Source organism: Streptomyces sp. NPDC003042 (assembly GCF_053591315.1).
The window spans coordinates 17,771-38,087 of sequence record NZ_JBSFTP010000074.1 but is presented as its reverse complement, the minus strand read 5'-3'; the positions used below and the strand labels follow the sequence as shown (position 1 = coordinate 38,087).

Annotated in this window: 13 protein-coding genes, 1 tRNA gene and 1 rRNA gene; 11 read left to right on the top strand and 4 right to left on the bottom strand. The window is 70.9% G+C overall.

What is annotated here, in order from left to right:
• From rrf to ACWDYJ_RS28605, 3 genes are all read left to right on the top strand, one after another.
• Positions 1–105, top strand: a 5S ribosomal RNA gene (gene rrf / locus ACWDYJ_RS28615); the annotation flags it as partial.
• 5 nt (positions 106–110) lie between these two features.
• Positions 111–186 (top strand) — tRNA-Thr (locus ACWDYJ_RS28610).
• Positions 187–271: 85 nt separating this feature from the next.
• Complete coding sequence (locus ACWDYJ_RS28605) at positions 272–904, top strand: hypothetical protein (RefSeq protein WP_451568480.1); 633 nt, start codon at positions 272–274, stop codon at positions 902–904.
• Here the strand turns inward: ACWDYJ_RS28605 and ACWDYJ_RS28600 are convergent, their stop codons facing one another.
• Positions 905–3,424: a SpoIIE family protein phosphatase gene (locus ACWDYJ_RS28600; RefSeq protein WP_451568479.1), complete on the bottom strand. Its 2,520-nt coding sequence runs from the start codon at positions 3,422–3,424 to the stop codon at positions 905–907.
• Positions 3,425–3,651: 227 nt separating this feature from the next.
• On the opposite strand from ACWDYJ_RS28600, the gene ACWDYJ_RS28595 reads away from it, so the two are divergent.
• From ACWDYJ_RS28595 to ACWDYJ_RS28560, 8 genes are all read left to right on the top strand, one after another.
• Positions 3,652–9,156, top strand: coding sequence for a HAMP domain-containing protein (locus ACWDYJ_RS28595; protein ID WP_451568478.1), 5,505 nt, complete (start codon positions 3,652–3,654; stop codon positions 9,154–9,156).
• 246 nt (positions 9,157–9,402) lie between these two features.
• Positions 9,403–10,086 carry a response regulator gene (locus tag ACWDYJ_RS28590; RefSeq protein WP_451568477.1) on the top strand — a complete coding sequence of 228 codons (684 nt, stop codon included), beginning with the start codon at positions 9,403–9,405 and terminating at the stop codon, positions 10,084–10,086.
• Positions 10,087–10,243: 157 nt separating this feature from the next.
• Positions 10,244–13,069, top strand: coding sequence for a DNA translocase FtsK (locus ACWDYJ_RS28585; protein ID WP_451568476.1), 2,826 nt, complete (start codon positions 10,244–10,246; stop codon positions 13,067–13,069).
• Between the two features lie 205 nt (positions 13,070–13,274).
• Positions 13,275–14,165: a helix-turn-helix domain-containing protein gene (locus tag ACWDYJ_RS28580; RefSeq protein ID WP_451568475.1), complete on the top strand. Its 891-nt coding sequence runs from the start codon at positions 13,275–13,277 to the stop codon at positions 14,163–14,165.
• A 125-nt stretch (positions 14,166–14,290) separates the two neighbouring features.
• Positions 14,291–15,781, top strand: coding sequence for a 30S ribosomal protein S12 methylthiotransferase RimO (rimO, locus tag ACWDYJ_RS28575; protein WP_451568474.1), 1,491 nt, complete (start codon positions 14,291–14,293; stop codon positions 15,779–15,781).
• Positions 15,778–16,434 carry a CDP-diacylglycerol--glycerol-3-phosphate 3-phosphatidyltransferase gene (gene pgsA / locus ACWDYJ_RS28570; RefSeq protein WP_451568473.1) on the top strand — a complete coding sequence of 219 codons (657 nt, stop codon included), beginning with the start codon at positions 15,778–15,780 and terminating at the stop codon, positions 16,432–16,434. The genes rimO and pgsA overlap by 4 nt, the downstream gene beginning before the upstream one ends.
• 56 nt (positions 16,435–16,490) lie before the next feature.
• Entirely contained in the window at positions 16,491–16,991 is a 501-nt protein-coding gene (locus ACWDYJ_RS28565; protein WP_451568472.1) for a CinA family protein, read from the top strand.
• A 109-nt stretch (positions 16,992–17,100) separates the two neighbouring features.
• A complete protein-coding gene (locus ACWDYJ_RS28560) occupies positions 17,101–17,481 on the top strand; it encodes a helix-turn-helix domain-containing protein (protein ID WP_007266936.1) in 381 nt (126 codons plus the stop codon).
• A gap of 387 nt (positions 17,482–17,868) precedes the next feature.
• On the opposite strand, the gene ACWDYJ_RS28555 is transcribed toward ACWDYJ_RS28560, so the two are convergent.
• The 3 genes from ACWDYJ_RS28555 to ACWDYJ_RS28545 form a co-directional block, all read right to left on the bottom strand.
• On the bottom strand, positions 17,869–18,639 hold the full coding sequence (locus ACWDYJ_RS28555) for an SDR family NAD(P)-dependent oxidoreductase (RefSeq protein ID WP_451568471.1): 771 nt from the start codon (positions 18,637–18,639) through the stop codon (positions 17,869–17,871).
• A gap of 31 nt (positions 18,640–18,670) precedes the next feature.
• Complete coding sequence (locus ACWDYJ_RS28550; protein WP_451568470.1) at positions 18,671–19,474, bottom strand: Fpg/Nei family DNA glycosylase; 804 nt, start codon at positions 19,472–19,474, stop codon at positions 18,671–18,673.
• A 125-nt stretch (positions 19,475–19,599) separates the two neighbouring features.
• Positions 19,600–20,295: a hypothetical protein gene (locus tag ACWDYJ_RS28545; RefSeq protein WP_451568469.1), complete on the bottom strand. Its 696-nt coding sequence runs from the start codon at positions 20,293–20,295 to the stop codon at positions 19,600–19,602.
• Between the last annotated feature and the right edge of the window lie 22 nt (positions 20,296–20,317).

The following is a 20,317-nucleotide window of genomic DNA, read 5'->3' as shown; positions in this document are numbered from 1 at the left end:
AGCGTTAGGGAAACGCCCGGTTACATTCCGAACCCGGAAGCTAAGCCTTTCAGCGCCGATGGTACTGCAGGGGGGACCCTGTGGGAGAGTAGGACGCCGCCGAACAACCCGCCCTTTTAGCTCAGTCGGTAGAGCGTCTCCATGGTAAGGAGAAGGTCAACGGTTCGATTCCGTTAAAGGGCTCCATCAAAAAAGGCCCCCGCCAATTGGCGGGGGCCTTTTTGCGTTTATGATCTTCCAGGCGCGATGTCGTGCGAAACGGGGAGAGACGATGACACAGCTGACGCCGGCCGAGGCCGAGTTCGAGCGTGCCTGGAACGACGAGCGGTACACGCGGGTGGAACTGCCCCCGGTGGACGTCAACCGCGTGCTGGCCGAGCGGTACGTCACCGAGGAGCCGCTGGCCTTCAATCGGGACATGGTCTGGGACATGGAGGTGCGGAAGGCCGGCAACCCGGCCGCCTTCATTCCGTACGTGGTGAAGGAAGGCACGGCCGCGGCCTGGGTACCGGGACAGGGGGATGCGGAGCTCGGCGACGCGTTCGTGCGCCGGTCGGAGCAGAGGCTGTGGACCCGGCCCGAGGAGTACGGGCTCGTCCTGGAGGAGGTGTCGCTCCACCACGAGCGGCAGCTCGTGACCTTCCTCGGCCGGGCCGAGTGCACCGACGTGCGGGGCGGCACGCTGTACGCGGGGACCGGCCAGCCGCTGTTCCATGTGCAGCACGGGGTCGCCGGCGCCGATGACCGGCCCACCAACACCTGGCGGATCGTCGTCCTCACGGAGGGCGTGGACGAGCGGGTGGAGAAGGTCTTCGAGGAGATGGCCGCCGAGGTGTGGCTGCCCGGTTTCCTGGAGAACTACGTCCGGGACGTGCTCCGGATCGGGCTCACGCGGCGTCAGTAGTCAGTCGCCCTCGCGCTGGTGGGGGACGCGGAAGGCGAGGATGGCCATGTCGTCCGAGGCCGGTTCGGCCGCGAAGCGTTCCACCGCGCGCAGGACGCGGGAGGCGACCGCGCCGGCCGTGAGGCCGGTGCAGGTCGTCAGGACCTCGGCGAGGCCGTCGTCGCCGAGCATGCGGCTGCCCTCGCGGCGCTCGGTCACGCCGTCCGTGACGCAGAGCAGGACGTCGCCCGGGTCGAGGGTCAGGGTCTCCTCGTAGAGCTCGAGGTCCTCGATCACGCCGAGCAGCGGCTGCGGTTCAGCGGCCGGGATGACCTCGCCGTCCGGGCGCAGGCGCAGCGGGAGCGGGTGACCCGCGCAGACGACCTTCATCAGGGCGCCGCCGTCGAGCTGGGGGTGGAGCTCGCCGTAGAGGAGGGTGAGGAAGCGGCTGCGGGCGCCCTCGTCGAGGATGGCCGCGTTGAGGCGCTCCAGGACCGCCGGGCCGCCGAGGCCTTCGCGGGCCAGCAGGCGCAGGGCGTGGCGGGCGAGGCCGGTGACCGCGGCGGCCTCGGGGCCCGTACCGCAGACGTCGCCGATGGCGAAGCCGTACACGCCTTCGCGGATCGGGAAGACGTCGTAGAAGTCGCCGCCCACCTCGTTGCCCTCGCCGGCCGCGCGGTAGATGACCTCGACCTCCATGCCGGGGATGGCGGGGGAGCCGGGCGGCAGGAGGCTGCGCTGGAGGGAGCGGCTGATGGCGGTGCGCTCGGAGTAGAGGCGGGCGTTGTCGAGGGCGAGTGCGGCCCGGCGGGAGAGGTCGTCGGCCAGTTCGAGGATCTCCTGGCGGAAGTGCTCCCCGCTCGGCTTGCCGAGGGTGATCATGCCGATCACGCGGTTGCGGGCGAGGAGGGGGAGGACCACCGTCTCGCCGCCGACCGCGAGGGCCGCCTCCGGCCAGGGGCGGGCGCCGGCCTCGCGGACCGGGTCGGGCGGGCTGACCCGGGAGAGCAGGGCCTTGAGGCCGTCGATGCGCTCCTCGTCCTCGTGCAGGACGTACGACAGGTACGGGTCCGAGGTCTGGTCGGCGATGGTGTAGACGGCGCACCAGGTCGCGAGGGTCGGGACGGTCATCTGGGCCATGAGGGCCAGGGTCTGGTCCCGGTCGAGCGTGCCGGCGAGCAGGTCGGAAGCCTCGACGAGGAAGGAGAGGGAGCCGCGGCGCAGCCGTTCCAGTTCGCCGAGGCGGGCGGACTCGACGGCGAGGGCGATGCGGTCGGCGGCGAACTGGAGGCGCAGGGCGTCTTCGTTGGAGTAGCGGCCCGCGTTCTCGGCGGCGACGCCGATGGAGCCGGTGAGGCGGCCCTCGACCTTGAGGGGGACGGTGACGGCGGAGCGCATGCCGGTGGCTTCGAGGAGCGGTACGGCTCCGGGGACGGCGGCGAGGTCGTCGTGGACGGCGGGCATGCGTGCGGAGCCGTAGCGGTTGGTTCCGGCTTCGACGGGGACGCGGGCGAAGCGCTGGCGGGTGGAGGGCAGGCCGGTGGTGGCGCGGACCTCCAGCTCGGTCTCGTCGTCGGTGGCCAGCAGCAGGAAGGCGGCGTCGGCGTCGAGGAGGTCGCGGGCCCGTTCGACGGTTCGCTGGAGGAGGCCGTCGAGGTCGTCGGGGGCGGGGGAGCCGATGAAGACCTCGAAGGGGTCCGGGCGGGGCTCGGTGAGCTGGCCGTCGGAGACGGGGACGCGTACGGGGGTCTGGAGCAGCGCGCGCTCGTCGTCGTGGACGAGGAGGCAGACGATGGAGGGCTCGCCGTGGGCGTCGCGGACCCGCAGGTGGGAGGCGTAGACCGGGATGACGCGGCCGTCGGCGCCGCGGATGCCGTAGCTGCCCTCCCAGCGGGACAGGCGAAGGGCCTCGGCGATGCCGGTGCCGGTGCCGGGGGTCTGCGGCCAGGCGGCGAGTTCGGACAGCGGGCGGCCGACGGTCTTCTCGGCGGGGTAGCCGAAGATGTGCTCGGCGTCCTCGTTCCACGCGGAGATGGTGTCGGCGGCGTCGATCTGCAGGACGGCGACCCGGACCCGGCTGTCGGCCAGGGGCAGGAACCGGTCAGGGACGACGGGGCCCGCGGAGCGGGTACCGACCGGCCGGTCCGGGAGGTCGAGGCGGAACCACACGTGTTTGTGCGTGGCCGTGTACTCGACGCCCCAGCGGGTGGCGAGGGCGGCGCAGAGCATCAGGCCGCGGCCGCTCTCGCGGTCGGGGTCGGCGTACGGGCGGTCGTCGGGATGCCGGAGCGGGAGCTCGCGCTCCGGGTACCGGTCGGCCACCTCCACACGTACGCCCTCCTCGGCGCGCAGGCACAGGACCTCGGCGCGGGTTCCGGCGTGGACGACGGCATTGGTCACGAGCTCGCTGGTCAGGACCACGGCGTCGTCGATGATGTCTGCGAAGCCCCAGCCCTGCATCGTGTCGCGGACGAACGCGCGGGCGGCGGCGACCGAGCGCCCTTGAGGTTCGAAACTGGCAGCCGCCCGTGCCGTGATCACGAGTCTCCTTCGACGCGGTGGACATCGGATGCCAGGTTACTTACCTTCGCGGTCGCCAGGATGCCGTCGTACCGGATTCCACCCGCAGGGAGCGGGCGGTGTGCGATGGTGCCGAAGTGTTATGGCCGGGTTCGGCCGGGGTGAAACACTGGGCAGGCTTGGAGAGCCGGATTTTGGATGGTCGGATGTCCGGTGGAACAGTGGTCGACCCTTTCGGGAGGGACACGGTGGAGTCTGGCGCAGCGGTGCGGCGTACGGGGACGCGGCCCAAGGGCGGACGGTCCCGGCGCGGCGGGACGACGGAAGTCGATACCGCAGCTCTGAACCGGCTGCTCACGGCCCTGGTGTCGATGCGGGACGGAAATTTCCGCAAGCGGCTGACGGTGTCCGGCGACGGCGTGATGGCGGAGATCGCCGCCGTCTACAACGAGGTCGCCGACCGCAATCTCCACCTGACCGGTGAGCTGTCACGGGTCCGGCGGATGGTGGGCCGCGAGGGCAAGCTGAGCGAGCGGCTGGAGACGGGGGCCTGCGAGGGTTCCTGGGCGGCGGCGATCGACGCCTCGAACCAGCTGGTGGACGATCTCGCCCGGCCGGTGTCCGAGGTGGGCCGGGTGCTGTCGGCGGTCGCCGAGGGTGATCTCGACCAGCGGATGGACCTGCGGACGCAGGCCGCCGACGGGGTGGGGCATCCGTTGCGCGGGGAGTTCCTCAAGGTCGGGCGTACGGTCAACAACCTGGTCGACCAGCTGTCGGCGTTCACCGACGAGGTGACGCGGGTGGCGCTCGAGGTGGGTACCGAGGGCAAGCTCGGTGGCCAGGCGCAGGTGCGCGGAATGTCGGGTTCATGGAAGGACCTGACCGATTCCGTCAACACGATGGCGTACCGGCTCACCGCCCAGGTGCGTGACATCGCTCTCGTCACGACGGCGGTGGCGAAGGGCGATCTGTCGCGCAAGGTCACGGTGCACGTGGCCGGCGAGATGCTCCAGCTGAAGAACACCGTGAACACGATGGTGGACCAGCTGTCGTCCTTCTCCTCCGAAGTGACGCGCGTCGCGCGCGAGGTGGGTACGGAGGGTGAGCTGGGCGGCCAGGCGAAGGTGCCCGGGGTCGCCGGAGTGTGGAAGGACCTGACCGATTCCGTCAACACCATGGCGGGGAACCTCACGGCCCAGGTGCGTGGGATCGCGCAGGTCACGACGGCCGTCGCGAACGGTGATCTGTCGCAGAAGGTCCGGGTCAGCGCGCGCGGCGAGGTGGCGCAGCTGGCCGAAACGATCAACCAGATGACCGAGACGCTGCGGACCTTCGCGGACGAGGTCACGCGCGTGGCCAGCGAGGTCGGCGCGAAGGGTCTGCTGGGCGGCCAGGCGCAGGTGCCGGGGGCCGCGGGTACCTGGAAGGACCTCACCGACTCGGTGAACACGGTCTTCCGCAACCTCACCACGCAGGTGCGGGACATCGCGCAGGTGACGACGGCGGTGGCCAACGGCGATCTGTCGCAGAAGGTCACCGTCAATGTGGCCGGCGAGATGCTGGAGCTGAAGAACACCGTCAACACGATGGTGGACCAGCTCCAGTCCTTCGGTGCGGAAGTGACGCGTGTGGCCCGTGAGGTCGGCGTCGAGGGTGAGCTGGGCGGCCAGGCGCAGGTGCCGGGGGCCGCGGGCACGTGGAAGGACCTCACCGACTCGGTGAACACCGCCTTCCGCAATCTCACCGGGCAGGTGCGCAACATCGCGCAGGTGACGACGGCGGTGGCCAACGGCGACCTGTCGCAGAAGGTCACCGTGGACGTCTCCGGCGAGATGCTCCAGCTGAAGAACACCGTGAACACGATGGTGGACCAGCTGTCGTCCTTCGCCGACCAGGTCACGCGGATGGCGCGGGACGTGGGTACGGAGGGCCGGCTCGGCGGTCAGGCGCGGGTCGAAGGGGTCTCCGGCACGTGGAAGGAGCTGACCGACTCGGTCAACTTCATGGCCGGGAACCTGACGTCTCAGGTGCGCCAGATCGCCCAGGTGACGACGGCGGTGGCGCGCGGTGATCTGTCGCAGAAGATCGACGTGGACGCCCGGGGCGAGATCCTGGAGCTGAAGAACACCATCAACACGATGGTCGACCAGCTGTCGGCCTTCGCGGAGCAGGTGACGCGGGTGGCCCGTGAGGTGGGCACGGACGGCAGGCTCGGCGGTCAGGCGCAGGTGCCCGGGGTGGCCGGAGTGTGGCGTGATCTGACCGATTCCGTGAACGGTATGGCCGGAAACCTGACGTCCCAGGTGCGCAACATCGCGCAGGTCGCGACGGCGGTGGCGCGCGGTGATCTGTCGCAGAAGATCGACGTGGACGCCCGGGGCGAGATCCTGGAGCTGAAGAACACCCTCAACACCATGGTCGACCAGCTCTCGAACTTCGCGGAGCAGGTGACGCGGGTGGCCCGCGAGGTGGGCACCGAGGGCATCCTCGGCGGCCAGGCGGAGGTCAAGGGTGTCTCCGGCACCTGGAAGGACCTGACCCAGTCCGTCAACTTCATGGCGAACAACCTGACCTCGCAGGTGCGCAACATCGCCGAGGTGACCACGGCGGTCGCCATGGGCGACCTCTCCAAGAAGATCACGGTCGACGCCAAGGGCGAGATCCTGGAGCTGGTGACGACCGTGAACACCATGGTCGACCAGCTGTCCTCCTTCGCGGAGCAGGTGACGCGGGTGGCCCGCGAGGTGGGCTCCGAGGGCATCCTCGGCGGTCAGGCCCGGGTGCGCGGGGTCACCGGCATCTGGAAGGACCTGACCGACAACGTCAACCTGATGGCGAACAACCTGACCTCCCAGGTGCGCAACATCTCGCAGGTCTCGGCGGCGGTCGCCAACGGCGACCTGACGAAGAAGGTCACCGTCGAGGCGCGCGGCGAGGTCGCGCAGCTCGCCGACACCGTCAACACGATGGTGAAGACCCTGTCCTCCTTCGCCGACGAGGTCACGCGCGTGGCCCGTGAGGTGGGTACGGAGGGCCGCCTGGGCGGTCAGGCGCACGTGCCGGGCGTCTCGGGGACGTGGAAGGACCTCACCGACTCGGTGAACTTCATGGCCTCCAACCTCACCGGCCAGGTGCGGCAGATCGCCATGGTCACGACCGCCATCGCCAAGGGCGACATGACCAAGAAGATCGACATCGACGCGCGCGGCGAGATCCTGGAGCTCAAGACCACCATCAACACGATGGTCGACCAGCTGTCCTCCTTCGCCGACCAGGTGACGCGGGTGGCCCGCGAGGTGGGCACCGAAGGCATCCTCGGCGGCCAGGCCCGCGTCCGGGACGTCGACGGCACCTGGCGCGACCTGACCGAGTCCGTGAACGAAATGGCCGGGAACCTCACCCGGCAGGTGCGCGCCATCGCCGCGGTGGCCACCGCGGTGACCCGCGGCGACCTGAGCCTGAAGGTCGACGTGGACGCGGCGGGCGAGATCCAGGTCCTCCAGGACAACATCAACACGATGATCGTGAACCTGCGCGACACCACCTTGGCCAACAAGGAGCAGGACTGGCTCAAGGGCAACCTCGCCCGCATCTCGGCCCTCATGCAGGGCCGCCGGGAGCTGGACGACGTGGCCTCGCTGATCATGAGCGAGCTGACCCCGGTGGTCTCCGCCCAGCACGGTGCCTTCTTCCTGGCGCTGCCGACCGGGGGGAGCACCGAGATCGGGGCGGACGGGGGCGCGGAGGGCTCGTACGAGCTGCGGATGCGCGGCAGTTACGCGTACGCGGGCGGCTCGATGCCCATCTCCTTCCGGCCCGGGGAGGGGCTGATCGGGACGGTCGCCGAGGAGAAGCGGACGATCCTGGTCGAGAACACCCCGCCCGGCTACCTCAAGATCTCCTCGGGGCTCGGCGAGGCACCGCCGGCGCATGTGATCGTGCTGCCGGTGCTGTTCGAGGGGAAGGTGCTCGGCGTCATCGAGCTGGCCTCCTTCACCCCCTTCACGCAGATCCAGAAGGACTTCCTCAGCCAGATCGCGGAGATGATCGGTACGAGCGTCAACACGATTTCCGTCAACTCCAAGACGGAGATGCTGCTCAAGCAGTCGCAGGAGATGACCGAGCAACTGCGCGAGCGTTCCGACGAGCTGGAGAACCGGCAGAAGGCGCTCCAGGCCGCGAACGCGGAGCTGGAGGAGAAGGCCGAGCTGCTGGCCCAGCAGAACCGGGACATCGAGGTGAAGAACACCGAGATCGAGGAGGCCCGGCAGGTCCTGGAGGAGCGCGCCGAGCAGCTCGCGGTCTCGATGCGGTACAAGAGCGAGTTCCTCGCGAACATGTCGCACGAGCTGCGGACGCCGCTCAACTCGCTGCTGATCCTGGCCAAGCTCCTCGCGGACAACGCGGACGAGAACCTCTCGCCGAAGCAGGTGGAGTTCGCCGAGACCATCCACGGCGCCGGCTCGGACCTGTTGCAGCTGATCAACGACATCCTCGACCTGTCGAAGGTCGAGGCCGGGAAGATGGACGTCTCCCCGACCCGGATCGCGCTGGTCCAGCTCGTGGACTACGTGGAGGCCACCTTCCGGCCGCTGACCGCGGAGAAGGGCCTGGACTTCTCGGTACGGGTCTCCCCGGAGCTGCCGGCGACCCTGCACACCGACGAGCAGCGCCTCCTCCAGGTGCTGCGCAACCTGCTGTCGAACGCGGTGAAGTTCACCGACAACGGGGCGGTGGAGCTGGTGATCCGGCCGGCCGGCGGCGATGTGCCGCAGGCGATCCGGGAGCAGCTGCTGGAGGCGGGGTCGCTGCGCGAGCCCGACGCCGACCTGATCGCCTTCTCGGTGACCGACACCGGGATCGGGATCGCGGCGAGCAAGATGCTGGTGATCTTCGAGGCGTTCAAGCAGGCGGACGGCACCACCAGCCGCAAGTACGGCGGAACCGGGCTCGGGCTGTCCATCAGCCGGGAGATCGCCCGGCTGCTGGGCGGCGAGATCCACGCGGCGAGCGAGCCGGGACGCGGGTCCACCTTCACGCTGTACCTGCCGTTGCACCCGAGCGAGCTGCCGCCCCAGGGGTACGCGCCGCCCACGCCCGGTGGCGCGCGCGGCGAGTACCGCAGGCCGGTCGAGGAGCGGCCCGCGCAGGCGGCGCTCTCGCCGACGGCCGCGTCCCCCGTCTCCAGGGCCGCGGCGCAGCTGCGGTCCGCGCTGCCGGTGGCGGAGCCGGCCGGGCAGGGTTCGTCGGCGCTGTTCCGCAGGCGCCGCAAGCCGCTGACGGAGTCCGTGCCGCGCGGCGAGGTGCCGGGGCAGCCGGACGCCGGAGCGTGGGACGTGGAGGAGCCGCTGCCGGCGCCGCCGCGGACGTACGACTTCCACGGCGAGCGGGTGCTGATCGTGGACGACGACGTACGCAACGTCTTCGCCCTCACCAGCGTGCTGGAGCAGCACGGGCTGGCGGTGCTCTACGCCGAGAACGGGCGGGAGGGCATCGAGGTCCTGGAGCAGCACGACGATGTGGCGGTGGTGCTGATGGACATCATGATGCCGGAGATGGACGGGTACGCGACGACCTCGGCGATCCGGCGGATGCCGCAGTTCGCGGGGCTGCCGATCATCGCGCTGACGGCGAAGGCGATGAAGGGCGACCGGGAGAAGGCCATCGACTCCGGGGCGTCCGACTACGTCACCAAGCCCGTCGAGCCCGACTACCTGCTGTCGGTCATGGAACAGCACATGCGGGGAGAGTGATCACTGATCGGCGAGTGATCGGGCGATGACGGAAGGGCACAGCGGGAACCTTCTGCCCTTCCGTCACGTTTCCGCTTCGTGCACAGTGACATCTTGGTGACAGGGTGTGGCGATCTCGGGACTGGGGCTACGATGACCGGCACAAGGACGGACGGCTCAAGGATGCCGTTCTCTGGGGTGGGGTCCGGCGGACCGGCCGGAGTCAGGAGCCGGGGAGGCCCCATGCCGGGGCGAGGAGGACAGGGCATGGTGCAGAAGGCCAAGATCCTCCTGGTCGACGACCGGCCGGAGAATCTGCTGGCGCTGGAGGCCATCCTCTCCGCGCTCGATCAGACACTGGTCCGGGCGTCGTCGGGGGAGGAAGCGCTCAAGGCGCTGCTGACGGACGATTTCGCGGTCATCCTGCTGGATGTCCAGATGCCGGGCATGGACGGATTCGAGACCGCCGCGCACATCAAGCGGCGCGAGCGGACCCGTGACATCCCGATCATCTTCCTCACCGCGATCAACCACGGTCCGCACCACACCTTCCGCGGCTACGCGGCGGGCGCGGTGGACTACATCTCGAAGCCGTTCGACCCGTGGGTGCTGCGCGCCAAGGTCTCGGTGTTCGTGGAGCTCTACACCAAGAACTGCCAATTGCGGGAGCAGGCGGCGCTGCTGCGGCTCCAGCTGGAGGGCGGCGGCTCGAACGGCGTGGACGGCAGCAAGGAGACCGCCGGCCTGCTGGCCGAGCTCTCCGCGCGGCTCGCGGCGGTCGAGGAGCAGGCGGAGGCCCTGACCAAGCAGCTCGGCGAGGACTCGGCCGATGGCGCGGTCGTGGCCACCGCCGCCCATCTGGAGCGCAAGCTGACCGGACTGCGGCGGGCGCTCGACGCGCTGGAGCCGGGGACCGGCGGCGGAGCGCCGGTGGTTCCCATACAGGGCTGAGCCGCGGCGTCGTGGCCGACGCCGCCCCTGACGCCCCGGCCGCTGTCGGGGCGTCAGGTCTGGCAGGGCGTCAAAGCGCGTACGGACCGGGCGACACGAACGGGTGAAGGGGTGGGCACGCGTGTCCACCGGCGTGCGCACCGGTAATCTCGGGCGCATGGCCTCACGTACGTCCGGCAAGGGTTCCCCGAGCACCGCGAAGGGCCGCACCGGCCGTACGACGGCGCCGGCCAAGAAGGCGGCGCCCGCGCGCAAGGCTCCCGCCGCGAAGGCCGCGGCGCCCAAGCGCGGCGCGGTCAAGAAGGTCGCCGCCAAGCCCGCGCCGTCCCCGACCGGGGGCGTGCTGCGCCTGGTGCGCGCCTGCTGGCTCGGGCTCGCCCACGCGATCGGCGCGATCTTCCGCGGGGTCGGCCGAGGTGCCAAGAACCTCGACCCGGCCCACCGCAAGGACGGCGTCGCGCTGCTGCTCCTCGCCCTGGCGCTGATCGTCGCCGCGGGAACCTGGTCGAACCTGAGCGGACCCGTCGGAGACCTGGTCACCATGCTGGTCACCGGTGCCTTCGGGCGCCTCGACCTGCTCGTGCCGATCCTGTTCGGGGTCATGGCCGTACGTCTCATCCGGCATCCCGAGCAGACCGACGCCAACGGGCGCATCGGCGTCGGCCTGTCCGCCCTCGTCATCGGGGTCCTCGGGCTCGTGCACATCGCCTGCGGGGCGCCCGGCCGCGACGAGGGCACCACCGCGATGCAGAACGCGGGCGGGCTCATCGGCTGGGGTGCCTCCAAGCCGCTCATCTTCACCATGGGCGCGCCACTGGCCGTGCCCATGCTGGTGCTGCTCACGGTCTTCGGGCTGCTGGTGGTCACCGCGACACCGGTCAACGCGATCCCGCAGCGGCTGCGGCGGCTCGGCATCCGGCTCGGGATCATCGCGCCCCGGGGGTACCCCCGGACGGAGTCTGGGGGAGAGTACGACGAGTACGACGAGCAGTACGAGGAGGCCGAAGGCACGGGCCGGCCGGGGCGGCAGGGCCGGCATGACGCCGAGCGGTGGCGGGCCCGCGCGGCCGCCGGCGCCGACGAGCAGGGCGATCCGGTGGACGCCGCCGAGGAGGCGGCCCTCGCCCGGCGGCGCCGGCCGGGGCGGACCTCCGCCCGTCCCGGCCGGCGGGAGATGGACCCGGTCGACGTGGCCGCGGCGGCCGCCGCCGCGCTGGACGGCGTGGTCTACGGCGGGATGCCCCCGTCCCCGCTGGTCGCCGACCTCACGCAGGGCATCTCCGCCGAGCCCGGGGGCGTGGAGGCCACCGCCCCCGTACCGCCCGCCCGTGAGGAGCGGCCCCCCGCGCCGGCCGGCCCCGTCAACCCGGTGCCGCCCGCCGCCGCGGGCCCGCCGCACGAGCGCACCGCCGCGGCCTCCGGGACCCTGTCGGTGCCGGACCTGACGAAGGCCCCGCCGCGGACCCAGCCGCTGCCGCCGCGCGCCGAGCAGCTCCAGCTGCGCGGGGACATCACGTACGCCCTTCCCTCGCTGGACCTGCTGGAGCGCGGCGGCCCCGGCAAGACCCGCAGCGCCGCCAACGACGCGGTGGTCGCCTCGCTGACGAACGTGTTCACCGAGTTCAAGGTCGACGCGCAGGTCACCGGCTTCACTCGGGGCCCGACGGTCACCCGGTACGAGGTGACCCTCGGCGCGGCGGTGAAGGTCGAGCGGATCACGGCGCTGGCGAAGAACATCGCGTACGCCGTGGCCTCACCGGACGTGCGGATCATCAGCCCGATCCCCGGCAAGTCGGCGGTCGGCATCGAGATCCCGAACTCCGACCGCGAGATGGTCAACCTGGGCGACGTCCTGCGCCTGGCGGACGCGGCCGAGGACGACCATCCGATGCTGGTCGCGCTCGGCAAGAACGTCGAGGGCGGCTACGAGATGGCCAACCTCGCCAAGATGCCGCACGTACTGGTCGCCGGTGCCACCGGTTCCGGCAAGTCCTCCTGCATCAACTGCCTGATCACCTCGGTCATGGTCCGGGCCACCCCGGAGGACGTCCGGATGGTGCTCGTCGACCCCAAGCGGGTCGAGCTCACCGCGTACGAGGGCATCCCGCACCTGATCACGCCCATCATCACCAATCCCAAGCGGGCCGCCGAGGCGCTCCAGTGGGTCGTGCGCGAGATGGACCTGCGCTACGACGACCTCGCCGCCTTCGGCTACCGGCACATCGACGACTTCAACCAGGCGATCCGCGAGGGCAAGATCAAGCTGCCGCCGGGCAGCGAGCGCGAGCTCAGCCCGTACCCGTACCTGCTGGTGATCGTCGACGAGCTCGCCGACCTGATGATGGTGGCCCCTCGTGACGTCGAGGACTCGATCGTCCGCATCACCCAGCTGGCGCGAGCCGCCGGCATCCACCTGGTGCTCGCCACGCAGCGGCCCTCGGTGGACGTGGTCACCGGCCTGATCAAGGCGAACGTGCCCTCACGCCTCGCCTTCGCCACCTCCTCGCTCGCCGACAGCCGGGTCATCCTGGACCAGCCGGGCGCCGAGAAGCTGATCGGCAAGGGTGACGGACTGTTCCTGCCGATGGGCGCGAACAAGCCGGTCCGCCTCCAGGGCGCCTTCGTCACCGAGGACGAGATCGCCCGGATCGTCCAGCACTGCAAGGACCAGATGGCGCCGGTCTTCCGGGACGACGTCACGGTCGGGCAGAAGCAGAAGAAGGAGATCGACGAGGAGATCGGCGACGACCTGGACCTGCTGTGCCAGGCGGCGGAGCTGGTGGTCTCCACCCAGTTCGGGTCGACCTCGATGCTCCAGCGCAAGCTGCGCGTGGGCTTCGCGAAGGCCGGCCGGCTCATGGACCTGATGGAGTCCCGGGGCATCGTCGGTCCGAGCGAAGGTTCGAAGGCGCGCGACGTGCTGGTCAAGCCGGACGAAGTGGACGGGGTGCTCGCCGTCATCCGCGGTGAGGACCAGCCGTAGAACGGGAGTCCGTCCGGCTCACCCGACCGTATGGGATCGGCGGGCAACCGTTTCCCTTGGCCGTGCGTCAAGTTGAGGGAGACAACGGCGGCCCTTCCTATGCCATCGGATGGCGTAGGAAGGGGACCCTCCGGTTGCCCCACCCTTTCGTCACCCCCCTAGACTGGACATCCAGCAGGTGGCTACACGCTCGAAAGGCGCCCTCGTGTCCATCGGCAACTCCAAACCCCCCGAAAAAGAGCGGCCTTCGGCCGACGACCGGTCCGAGGACCGCATCGTCGAACGTTCCGTCGAAGAACCGTCCATCGGGACGGCCCTCAAGAAGGCCCGGATCACTGCCGGGCTGACTGTCGACGAGGTCAGTTCCACCACCCGCGTGCGCATCCCGATCGTGCACGCGATCGAAGAGGACGACTTCACGCGCTGCGGCGGCGACGTTTACGCCCGCGGTCACATCCGTACGCTCGCCCGCGCCGTGCACCTCGATCCGGTACCCCTGGTCGAGAGCTACGACGCGGCCCACGGCGGCCGGCCGGCACCCACCCCCGCCGCGCCGATGTTCGAAGCCGAGCGACTCCGTCCCGAACGGCAGCGGCCCAACTGGACCGCCGCCATGGTCGCCGCCATCGTCGCCGTGATCGGCTTCGTCGGCTTCACCGCCTTCAGCGGCGGCGACGGGACCAAGCGGCCGGTGGCGGAAGGTTCGGCCTCCCCGCAGGCCGCGCCCAAGCAGCCCTCCGGGAAGCCGGCCGCACAGCCCCAGAGCCCGCAGCCGCCCAAGCCGGAGCCATCGGACAGCGCCATCGCGGCGGCTCCCAAGGACCTCGTCACCGTGGTCCTGACGGCCAGCGAAGGCGAAAGCTGGATCTCCGCGAAGGATCACAGCGGGCGACTGCTGTTCGACGGAACCCTCGCGCAGGGCGAGTCGAAGACCTTCACCGACAAGGAGTCCATCGACCTCGTGCTCGGCGACGCCGGGGCCGTCAACCTGTTCGTGAACGGCAAGGAGATCAAGGACCGCTTCGAGCCCGGTCAGGTGGAACGCCTCACCTACACCAAGGACGATCCGTCCCAGGATCGGCCCCAGGCGGGCTGACCAGCACGGAACAGCAGATTCCAGATCCCCGGGACGCTGTGCGGCACCTGCCGCCGGTCCCGGGGATCTTGCTGTCCCCGGACGCGGGGCGGGTGGCGGCGCCGGGACGAAGTAGTCTTGAGTCCATGCCCGAACGCCGTACCGTCGCCCTTGTCACTCTTGGCTGCGCCCGTAACGAGGTGGACTCGGAGGAGCTCGCAGGCCGCTTGGCGGCGGATGGCTGGGAGCTCGTCCAGGACGCCGCCGACGCGGACGTAGCCGTCGTCAACACCTGCGGCTTCGTCGAAGCCGCCAAAAAAGACTCCGTGGACGCCCTGCTGGAAGCCAATGATCTGAAGGATCATGGCCGGACCCAGGCCGTCGTCGCCGTCGGCTGCATGGCCGAGCGCTACGGCAAGGAACTCGCCGAAGCGCTCCCCGAAGCCGACGGTGTGCTCGGCTTCGACGACTACGCCGACATCTCCGACCGACTCCAGACCATCCTCAACGGCGGCGTCCACGCCTCCCACACCCCGCGCGACCGGCGCAAGCTGCTGCCGATCAGCCCGGCGGCGCGCCAGGACGCCGAGGTCGCGCTCCCGGGCCACGCCCAGGAGCCTGTCGCCGAAGCCCCCGCGGACCTGCCCGACGGACTCGCGCCCGCCTCCGGGCCGCGCGCGCCGCTGCGCCGCCGTCTGGACAAGAGCCCCGTCGCCTCGGTCAAGCTCGCCTCCGGCTGCGACCGCCGCTGCTCCTTCTGCGCCATCCCGTCCTTCCGCGGGTCCTTCATCTCCCGCCGCCCCAGCGACGTGCTGGGCGAGACGCGCTGGCTCGCCGAGCAGGGCGTCAAGGAGGTCATGCTGGTCTCCGAGAACAACACCTCGTACGGCAAGGACCTCGGCGACATCCGGCTGCTGGAGACCCTGCTGCCCGAGCTGGCCGCGGTCGACGGCATCGAGCGCGTCCGCGTCAGCTACCTCCAGCCCGCCGAGATGCGGCCCGGGCTGATCGACGTACTCACCTCGACCCCCAAGGTCGTCCCGTACTTCGACCTGTCCTTCCAGCACTCGGCTCCCGACGTGCTGCGCTCCATGCGCCGCTTCGGAGACACCGACCGCTTCCTGGAGCTGCTGGACACCATCCGCGGCAAGGCCCCGCAGGCCGGCGTCCGGTCCAACTTCATCGTCGGCTTCCCCGGTGAGAAGGAGTCGGACTTCGCCGAGCTGGAGCGTTTCCTCACCCACGCGCGGCTCGACGCCATCGGCGTCTTCGGCTACTCGGACGAGGACGGCACCGAGGCCGCCACGTACGACCACAAGCTGGACGCGGACACCATCGCCGAGCGGCTCGCGCACATGCAGCGCCTCGCCGAGGAGCTCACCTCGCAGCGCGCGGAGGAGCGGATCGGAGAGACGCTGGAGGTGCTCGTCGAGACCGTGGAAACGGTCGACGCGGACGGCGAGGGTGCCTACGGGCGCGCCGCGCACCAGGCGCCCGAGACCGACGGCCAGGTCGTCTTCACGGACAGCACGGGCCTGGTCCCCGGGCGTATCGTCACGGCAAAGGTGGTCGGCACGCTGGGCGTGGACCTGGTGGCCGAGCCCCTGGGCATGGATCTTGAGGAGGCGGCCGGATGACCGGAGTCCCGGCATCAGCGGCGGGCGGGACCGGCCGCCGGCCCGCGCCCGGCGCGAAGCTCGGGACTGCGGCGGTCGACCAGGCCGGCCTGTGGAACATCGCCAACATCCTGACGATGATCCGGCTCGTACTCGTGCCGGGCTTCGTCCTGCTGCTGCTCGCCGAGGGCGGGTACGACCCGGCCTGGCGGGCGCTGGCGTGGGCGGCCTTCGCGGTCGCCATGATCACGGACATCTTCGACGGGCACCTGGCCCGGACGTACAACCTCGTCACCGACTTCGGGAAGATCGCCGACCCCATCGCCGACAAGGCGATCATGGGGTCGGCGCTCATCTGTCTCTCCTGGCTCGGTGAACTGCCCTGGTGGGTGACCGGGGTGATCCTGGGGCGGGAACTCGGGATCACGCTGATGCGCTTCTGGGTCATCCGGTACGGGGTGATCCCCGCCAGCCGGGGCGGCAAGCTGAAGACGCTGGCGCAGGGCACGGCGGTGGGCATGTACGTGCTCGCGCTGACCGGGCCGCTGGCCAGCCTGCGGTTCTGGGTGATGGCGGTCGCCGTCGTGCTGACGGTCGTCACCGGTTTGGACTACATCCGCCAGGCCGTCGTGCTGCGGCGGGCGGGGCTGGCCGCGGAGCGGGCCGAGAGGTGACATACGGGGCGGGGGATGCGCCGGAGGCCGTGGGTGCGGCGGACGGTGCGGCAGAGGTGGCTGGGAACGTACTGCGTCTGCTCGCGGAGAGTGACCAGACGCTGGCTGTCGCCGAGTCGCTGACCGGGGGGATGGTCGCTGCCGAGCTGACGGCCGTGCCGGGCGCCTCACGCTCCTTCCGCGGCTCGGTCACGGCGTACGCCACCGAGGTGAAGCACGCGGTCCTCGGGGTGGACGCGGAGCTGCTCGCCGCCGAAGGCGCGGTGAACGCGCAGGTCGCGCTGGAGATGGCCGCCGGGGTGCGGCGGGTGATGGGCGCCTCGTGGGGGATCGCGACGACCGGCGTGGCCGGCCCGGATCCCCAGGACGGGCAGCCGGTGGGCACGGTTTTCGTCGCCGTGGCGGGCCCCGCGGGCAGGAAAACGGCCCAGCTGCGGTTGAACGGCTCCCGTACGGAAATCCGTAGGGAGAGCGCACGGACAGTGCTCGAACTTCTCTCGAGCGAACTCCGCGAGAATCTGCGGGGGCAGGATACGGAACAGAACGGGGGGATTTGATGTTTGCAGCCCTGAGTGAACACGACATCGCTCCCCGCACGGCCGCGGCGCGAGGCGGTACGGTGGGGCGTGAAGGTTACGGCTACACGGTCAGAGGAGGGAGCCACCGATGATTCTGCTCCGTCGCCTGCTGGGTGACGTGCTGCGTCGGCAGCGCCAGCGCCAGGGCCGTACTCTGCGCGAAGTCTCCTCGTCCGCCCGAGTTTCGCTCGGCTATCTCTCCGAGGTGGAGCGGGGGCAGAAGGAGGCATCCTCCGAGCTGCTGTCCGCGATCTGCGACGCGTTGGACGTACGGATGTCCGAGCTGATGCGTGAGGTCAGTGACGAACTGTCGCTGGCCGAGCTCGCGCAGTCGGCCGCGGCAAGCGAACCGGTGCCGGCACCGGTGCGCCCGATGCTCAATTCCGTCTCCGTGGCCTCGGTCACGGGTGGACCGGAGCGGGTGACCATCAAGGCGCCCGTGGAAGCGGTGAACGTCGTAGCCGCTTGAGCGTGTCTTTGAGCATGTGAGTGTGGTGGGAGCCCCGGGTGGTGCGTGATGCGCCGGCCGGGGCTCCTTGCTTACCAGGTGTTCTGGGTGCGGGGGCCGGGGTGGTGCGGGAGGATGGGCCCGTGCGGGAACCGGCCCGCTGGGAGGTGGCCGTGCGGCGGTTGTCACGCATACGCATACCGATGTCGTGGATGGTCCTCGCGCTGGTGGGGGGCCTGCTGTGGTGGGGGGCCGTCCTGCGGCTCGTGCTGGCGCCGGAGGTGTCCGGGCCCGTGGAGGGTGCCGTGGCGGTGGGCGGCTGGGGGCTGGGGCTGCTGCCGGTGCACTGCACGCGTCGGGGGCCCGTACGGCGGGCTTCGCGGGGTGCGGGGGCTTCGGGGGAGGCCGTCACCAGGGCATCGACACTCCACCGTTCGGGCGAAGGATCTGGCCGGTCATGAAGGACGAGGCGTCGGAGGCCAGGTAGAGCACCGCCTGGGCGATGTCCTCCGGCTCGCCGACCCGGCGCAGCGGAGACATCCGGATCATCAGCGCCTCCGTCCGCTCCAGGACCTCGGGGCTGTGCCGGCCGGTCATGGGGGTGCGGATCCAGCCCGGGGCGACGGCGTTGACGCGGATGCCGTGCGGGCCGCTCTCGGTGGCGAGGGTCTTGGTCAGCTGCACCACGGCGGCCTTGGCGGCGCTGTAGCAGAGCAGGCCGGGCTGGGCGGCGTCCACGGCGCCGGAGGCCATGGTGACGACCGAACCGGGCCGGCCCGCGGCGATCATGGCGCGGACGGCCTCCTGGCAGGTGCGCAGGACTCCCTTGAAGTTGACGTCCAGGATCCGGTCGAGGTCCTCGTCGGTGGTCTCCAGGACGCTGCTGGTGTGCATGACCCCGGCGATGGCGGCGGTGATGTCGAGCGGGCCGGCCGCCGCGACGGCGGCCCGGAGGGCGGCGCGGTCGGTGACGTCGAGGGGGTGGGCGGTGGCGGCGCCGCCGGCCTTGGTGATCAGGGCGGCCGTCTCGGCGAGGCCCCGCTCGTCGCGGTCCGCGCAGTGCACGGCCGCGCCGGCCCGGGCGAGGAGCACGGCGGTGGCGCGGCCGATGCCGCTGGCGGCTCCGGTGATGAGCGCGGTGCGGCCGGTGAGGTCGTACGGGGTGCTGGGTGAGGGCATGCGGGGACCGTACGAGCGATCTGACGGTCCGTCAATTGTTCGGGGTGGGCCCGGATTGGCAGCGCGGGCACCAGTAGGTGGGGCGGTCGTCCTGCGGGGCCTCGCGGACGGGGGTGCCGCAGCGCAGGCAGGGGCGGTGGGTGCGGCCGTAGACGTAGAGCTCCTGGCCGCGGCGCCGGCTGCCGGTGGTGTTGCGCCGACCCTCGTTCGTGAGGTTGGCGGCCAGGAGGCGGTGGGCGGCCGCGGCGATGCGGGGCAGCAGAGATTGCGGGTCGGGGAGCGTGCCGACCGGGGTCCAGGGGGTGGCCTGGGCGAGGAAACAGAGCTCGGCCTTGTAGATGTTGCCGATGCCCGCCAGGTTGCGCTGGTCGAGCAGGGCCTCGCCGAGCGGGCGGTCGGGGGAGGCGAGGAGGTTCGCGGCGGCCCGCGCGGGGTCCCAGTCGGGGCCCAGCACGTCGGGGCCGAGATGCCCCACGGCCTTGCCCTCGTCGGCGGTGCGGATCAGTTCCAGGACGGGGAGGCGGTAGCCGACGGCGGTGGCGTCGGCCGTGGCGAGGACGGCCCGGATCTCGTGGGCCGGGCCGCCGCGCCACCGCTCGCCCGGGGCGAAGACGTACCAGGCGCCGTCCATGCGGAGGTGGCTGTGGAGGGTGAGGCCGCCTTCGAGGCGGGCGAGGAGGTGCTTGCCGCGCGCGGTGACGTCGAGGGTGGTGCGGCCGGTGAGGTCGGCGGTGGCGAAGCGCGGGACGCGCAGATCGCTGCGGGTCAGGGGCTTGCCGGCGAGAGCGGTGTGGAGGCGGGCCGCGGCCAGGTGGACGCTGTCTCCTTCGGGCATGCGGCCATTGTCGCTCCGGGGGCTCCGGGCGGACGAGTCCCCGCGGCGGGGTGCCGCCGCGGGGACCGCGCGCTGGAGGAGCGGTGAGGGCCTGGTGGGCCTGATGGGCCTGATGGGCCGTCCCGCTACTTCCAGATGAGGCCCTTGCCGTCGCTCAGCGCGTTGTAGGGGTTGCCCCAGTACTCGGCCGAGCCGACCTTCGTCTGGGCCGACGGGGCGAGGGCGACCGCGCAGCTGGTCTGCGTCTGGCCGTTGGTGAAGCCCTTCGGCAGCGAGTTGTTCGGGCACTTCTCGAACTTGCCGATGACCGACAGACCCTGGGCCTCGGTGCCGTCCCCGAGCAGGCCCTTCATGTGGCCCACCGTGGTGAACGACAGGTCCGTGGAGCCGATGTTCGTGACCGAGTAGCGGATGTAGTAGGGGATCTTCCCCTTCACCTTGTCGCCGAGCTTGAGCGGGTCCAGGTCGGCGGGGTCGCCCTGCTCGATCGCGGTGACGGTGAGCGCGATCGTGCCGCCCTTGGTGCTTCCGTAATCGAACGGTACCTGCGCGGTCTCGCCGATCTTGAAGATCTGGCCGGACTTCGCCATGCCCGCGGCCCCGGCGGGGGCCTCGCTGCCACCCGCCGAGGCGCTGGGGGTGGCCGGGGTGCTGGGCTGGCTGCTGGGCTGGGCCGGCTGCGAGGGCTGGGCGGACGGCGAGATCGCCGGCGCCGGGTTCAGCTCCTCGTTGCCGTTCTTGCAGCCCGTCAGGGCCAGGGTTCCGGCGACCGCCAGGCCGACCGCGCCCAGGGTGGTTCCGCGCATGCTGATGGTGCTCACAGTTCTGATCCCCCATGACGGT

Coding starts and splice junctions, on each gene's coding strand:
- ACWDYJ_RS28590 (WP_451568477.1), top strand. CDS start 9,403: ATGGTGCAGAAGGCCAAGATCCTCCTGGTCGACGACCGGCCGGAGAAT.
- ACWDYJ_RS28560 (WP_007266936.1), top strand. CDS start 17,101: ATGATTCTGCTCCGTCGCCTGCTGGGTGACGTGCTGCGTCGGCAGCGC.
- rimO (WP_451568474.1), top strand. CDS start 14,291: ATGCCCGAACGCCGTACCGTCGCCCTTGTCACTCTTGGCTGCGCCCGT.
- ACWDYJ_RS28585 (WP_451568476.1), top strand. CDS start 10,244: ATGGCCTCACGTACGTCCGGCAAGGGTTCCCCGAGCACCGCGAAGGGC.
- ACWDYJ_RS28550 (WP_451568470.1), bottom strand. CDS start 19,474: ATGCCCGAAGGAGACAGCGTCCACCTGGCCGCGGCCCGCCTCCACACC.
- pgsA (WP_451568473.1), top strand. CDS start 15,778: ATGACCGGAGTCCCGGCATCAGCGGCGGGCGGGACCGGCCGCCGGCCC.
- ACWDYJ_RS28555 (WP_451568471.1), bottom strand. CDS start 18,639: ATGCCCTCACCCAGCACCCCGTACGACCTCACCGGCCGCACCGCGCTC.
- ACWDYJ_RS28605 (WP_451568480.1), top strand. CDS start 272: ATGACACAGCTGACGCCGGCCGAGGCCGAGTTCGAGCGTGCCTGGAAC.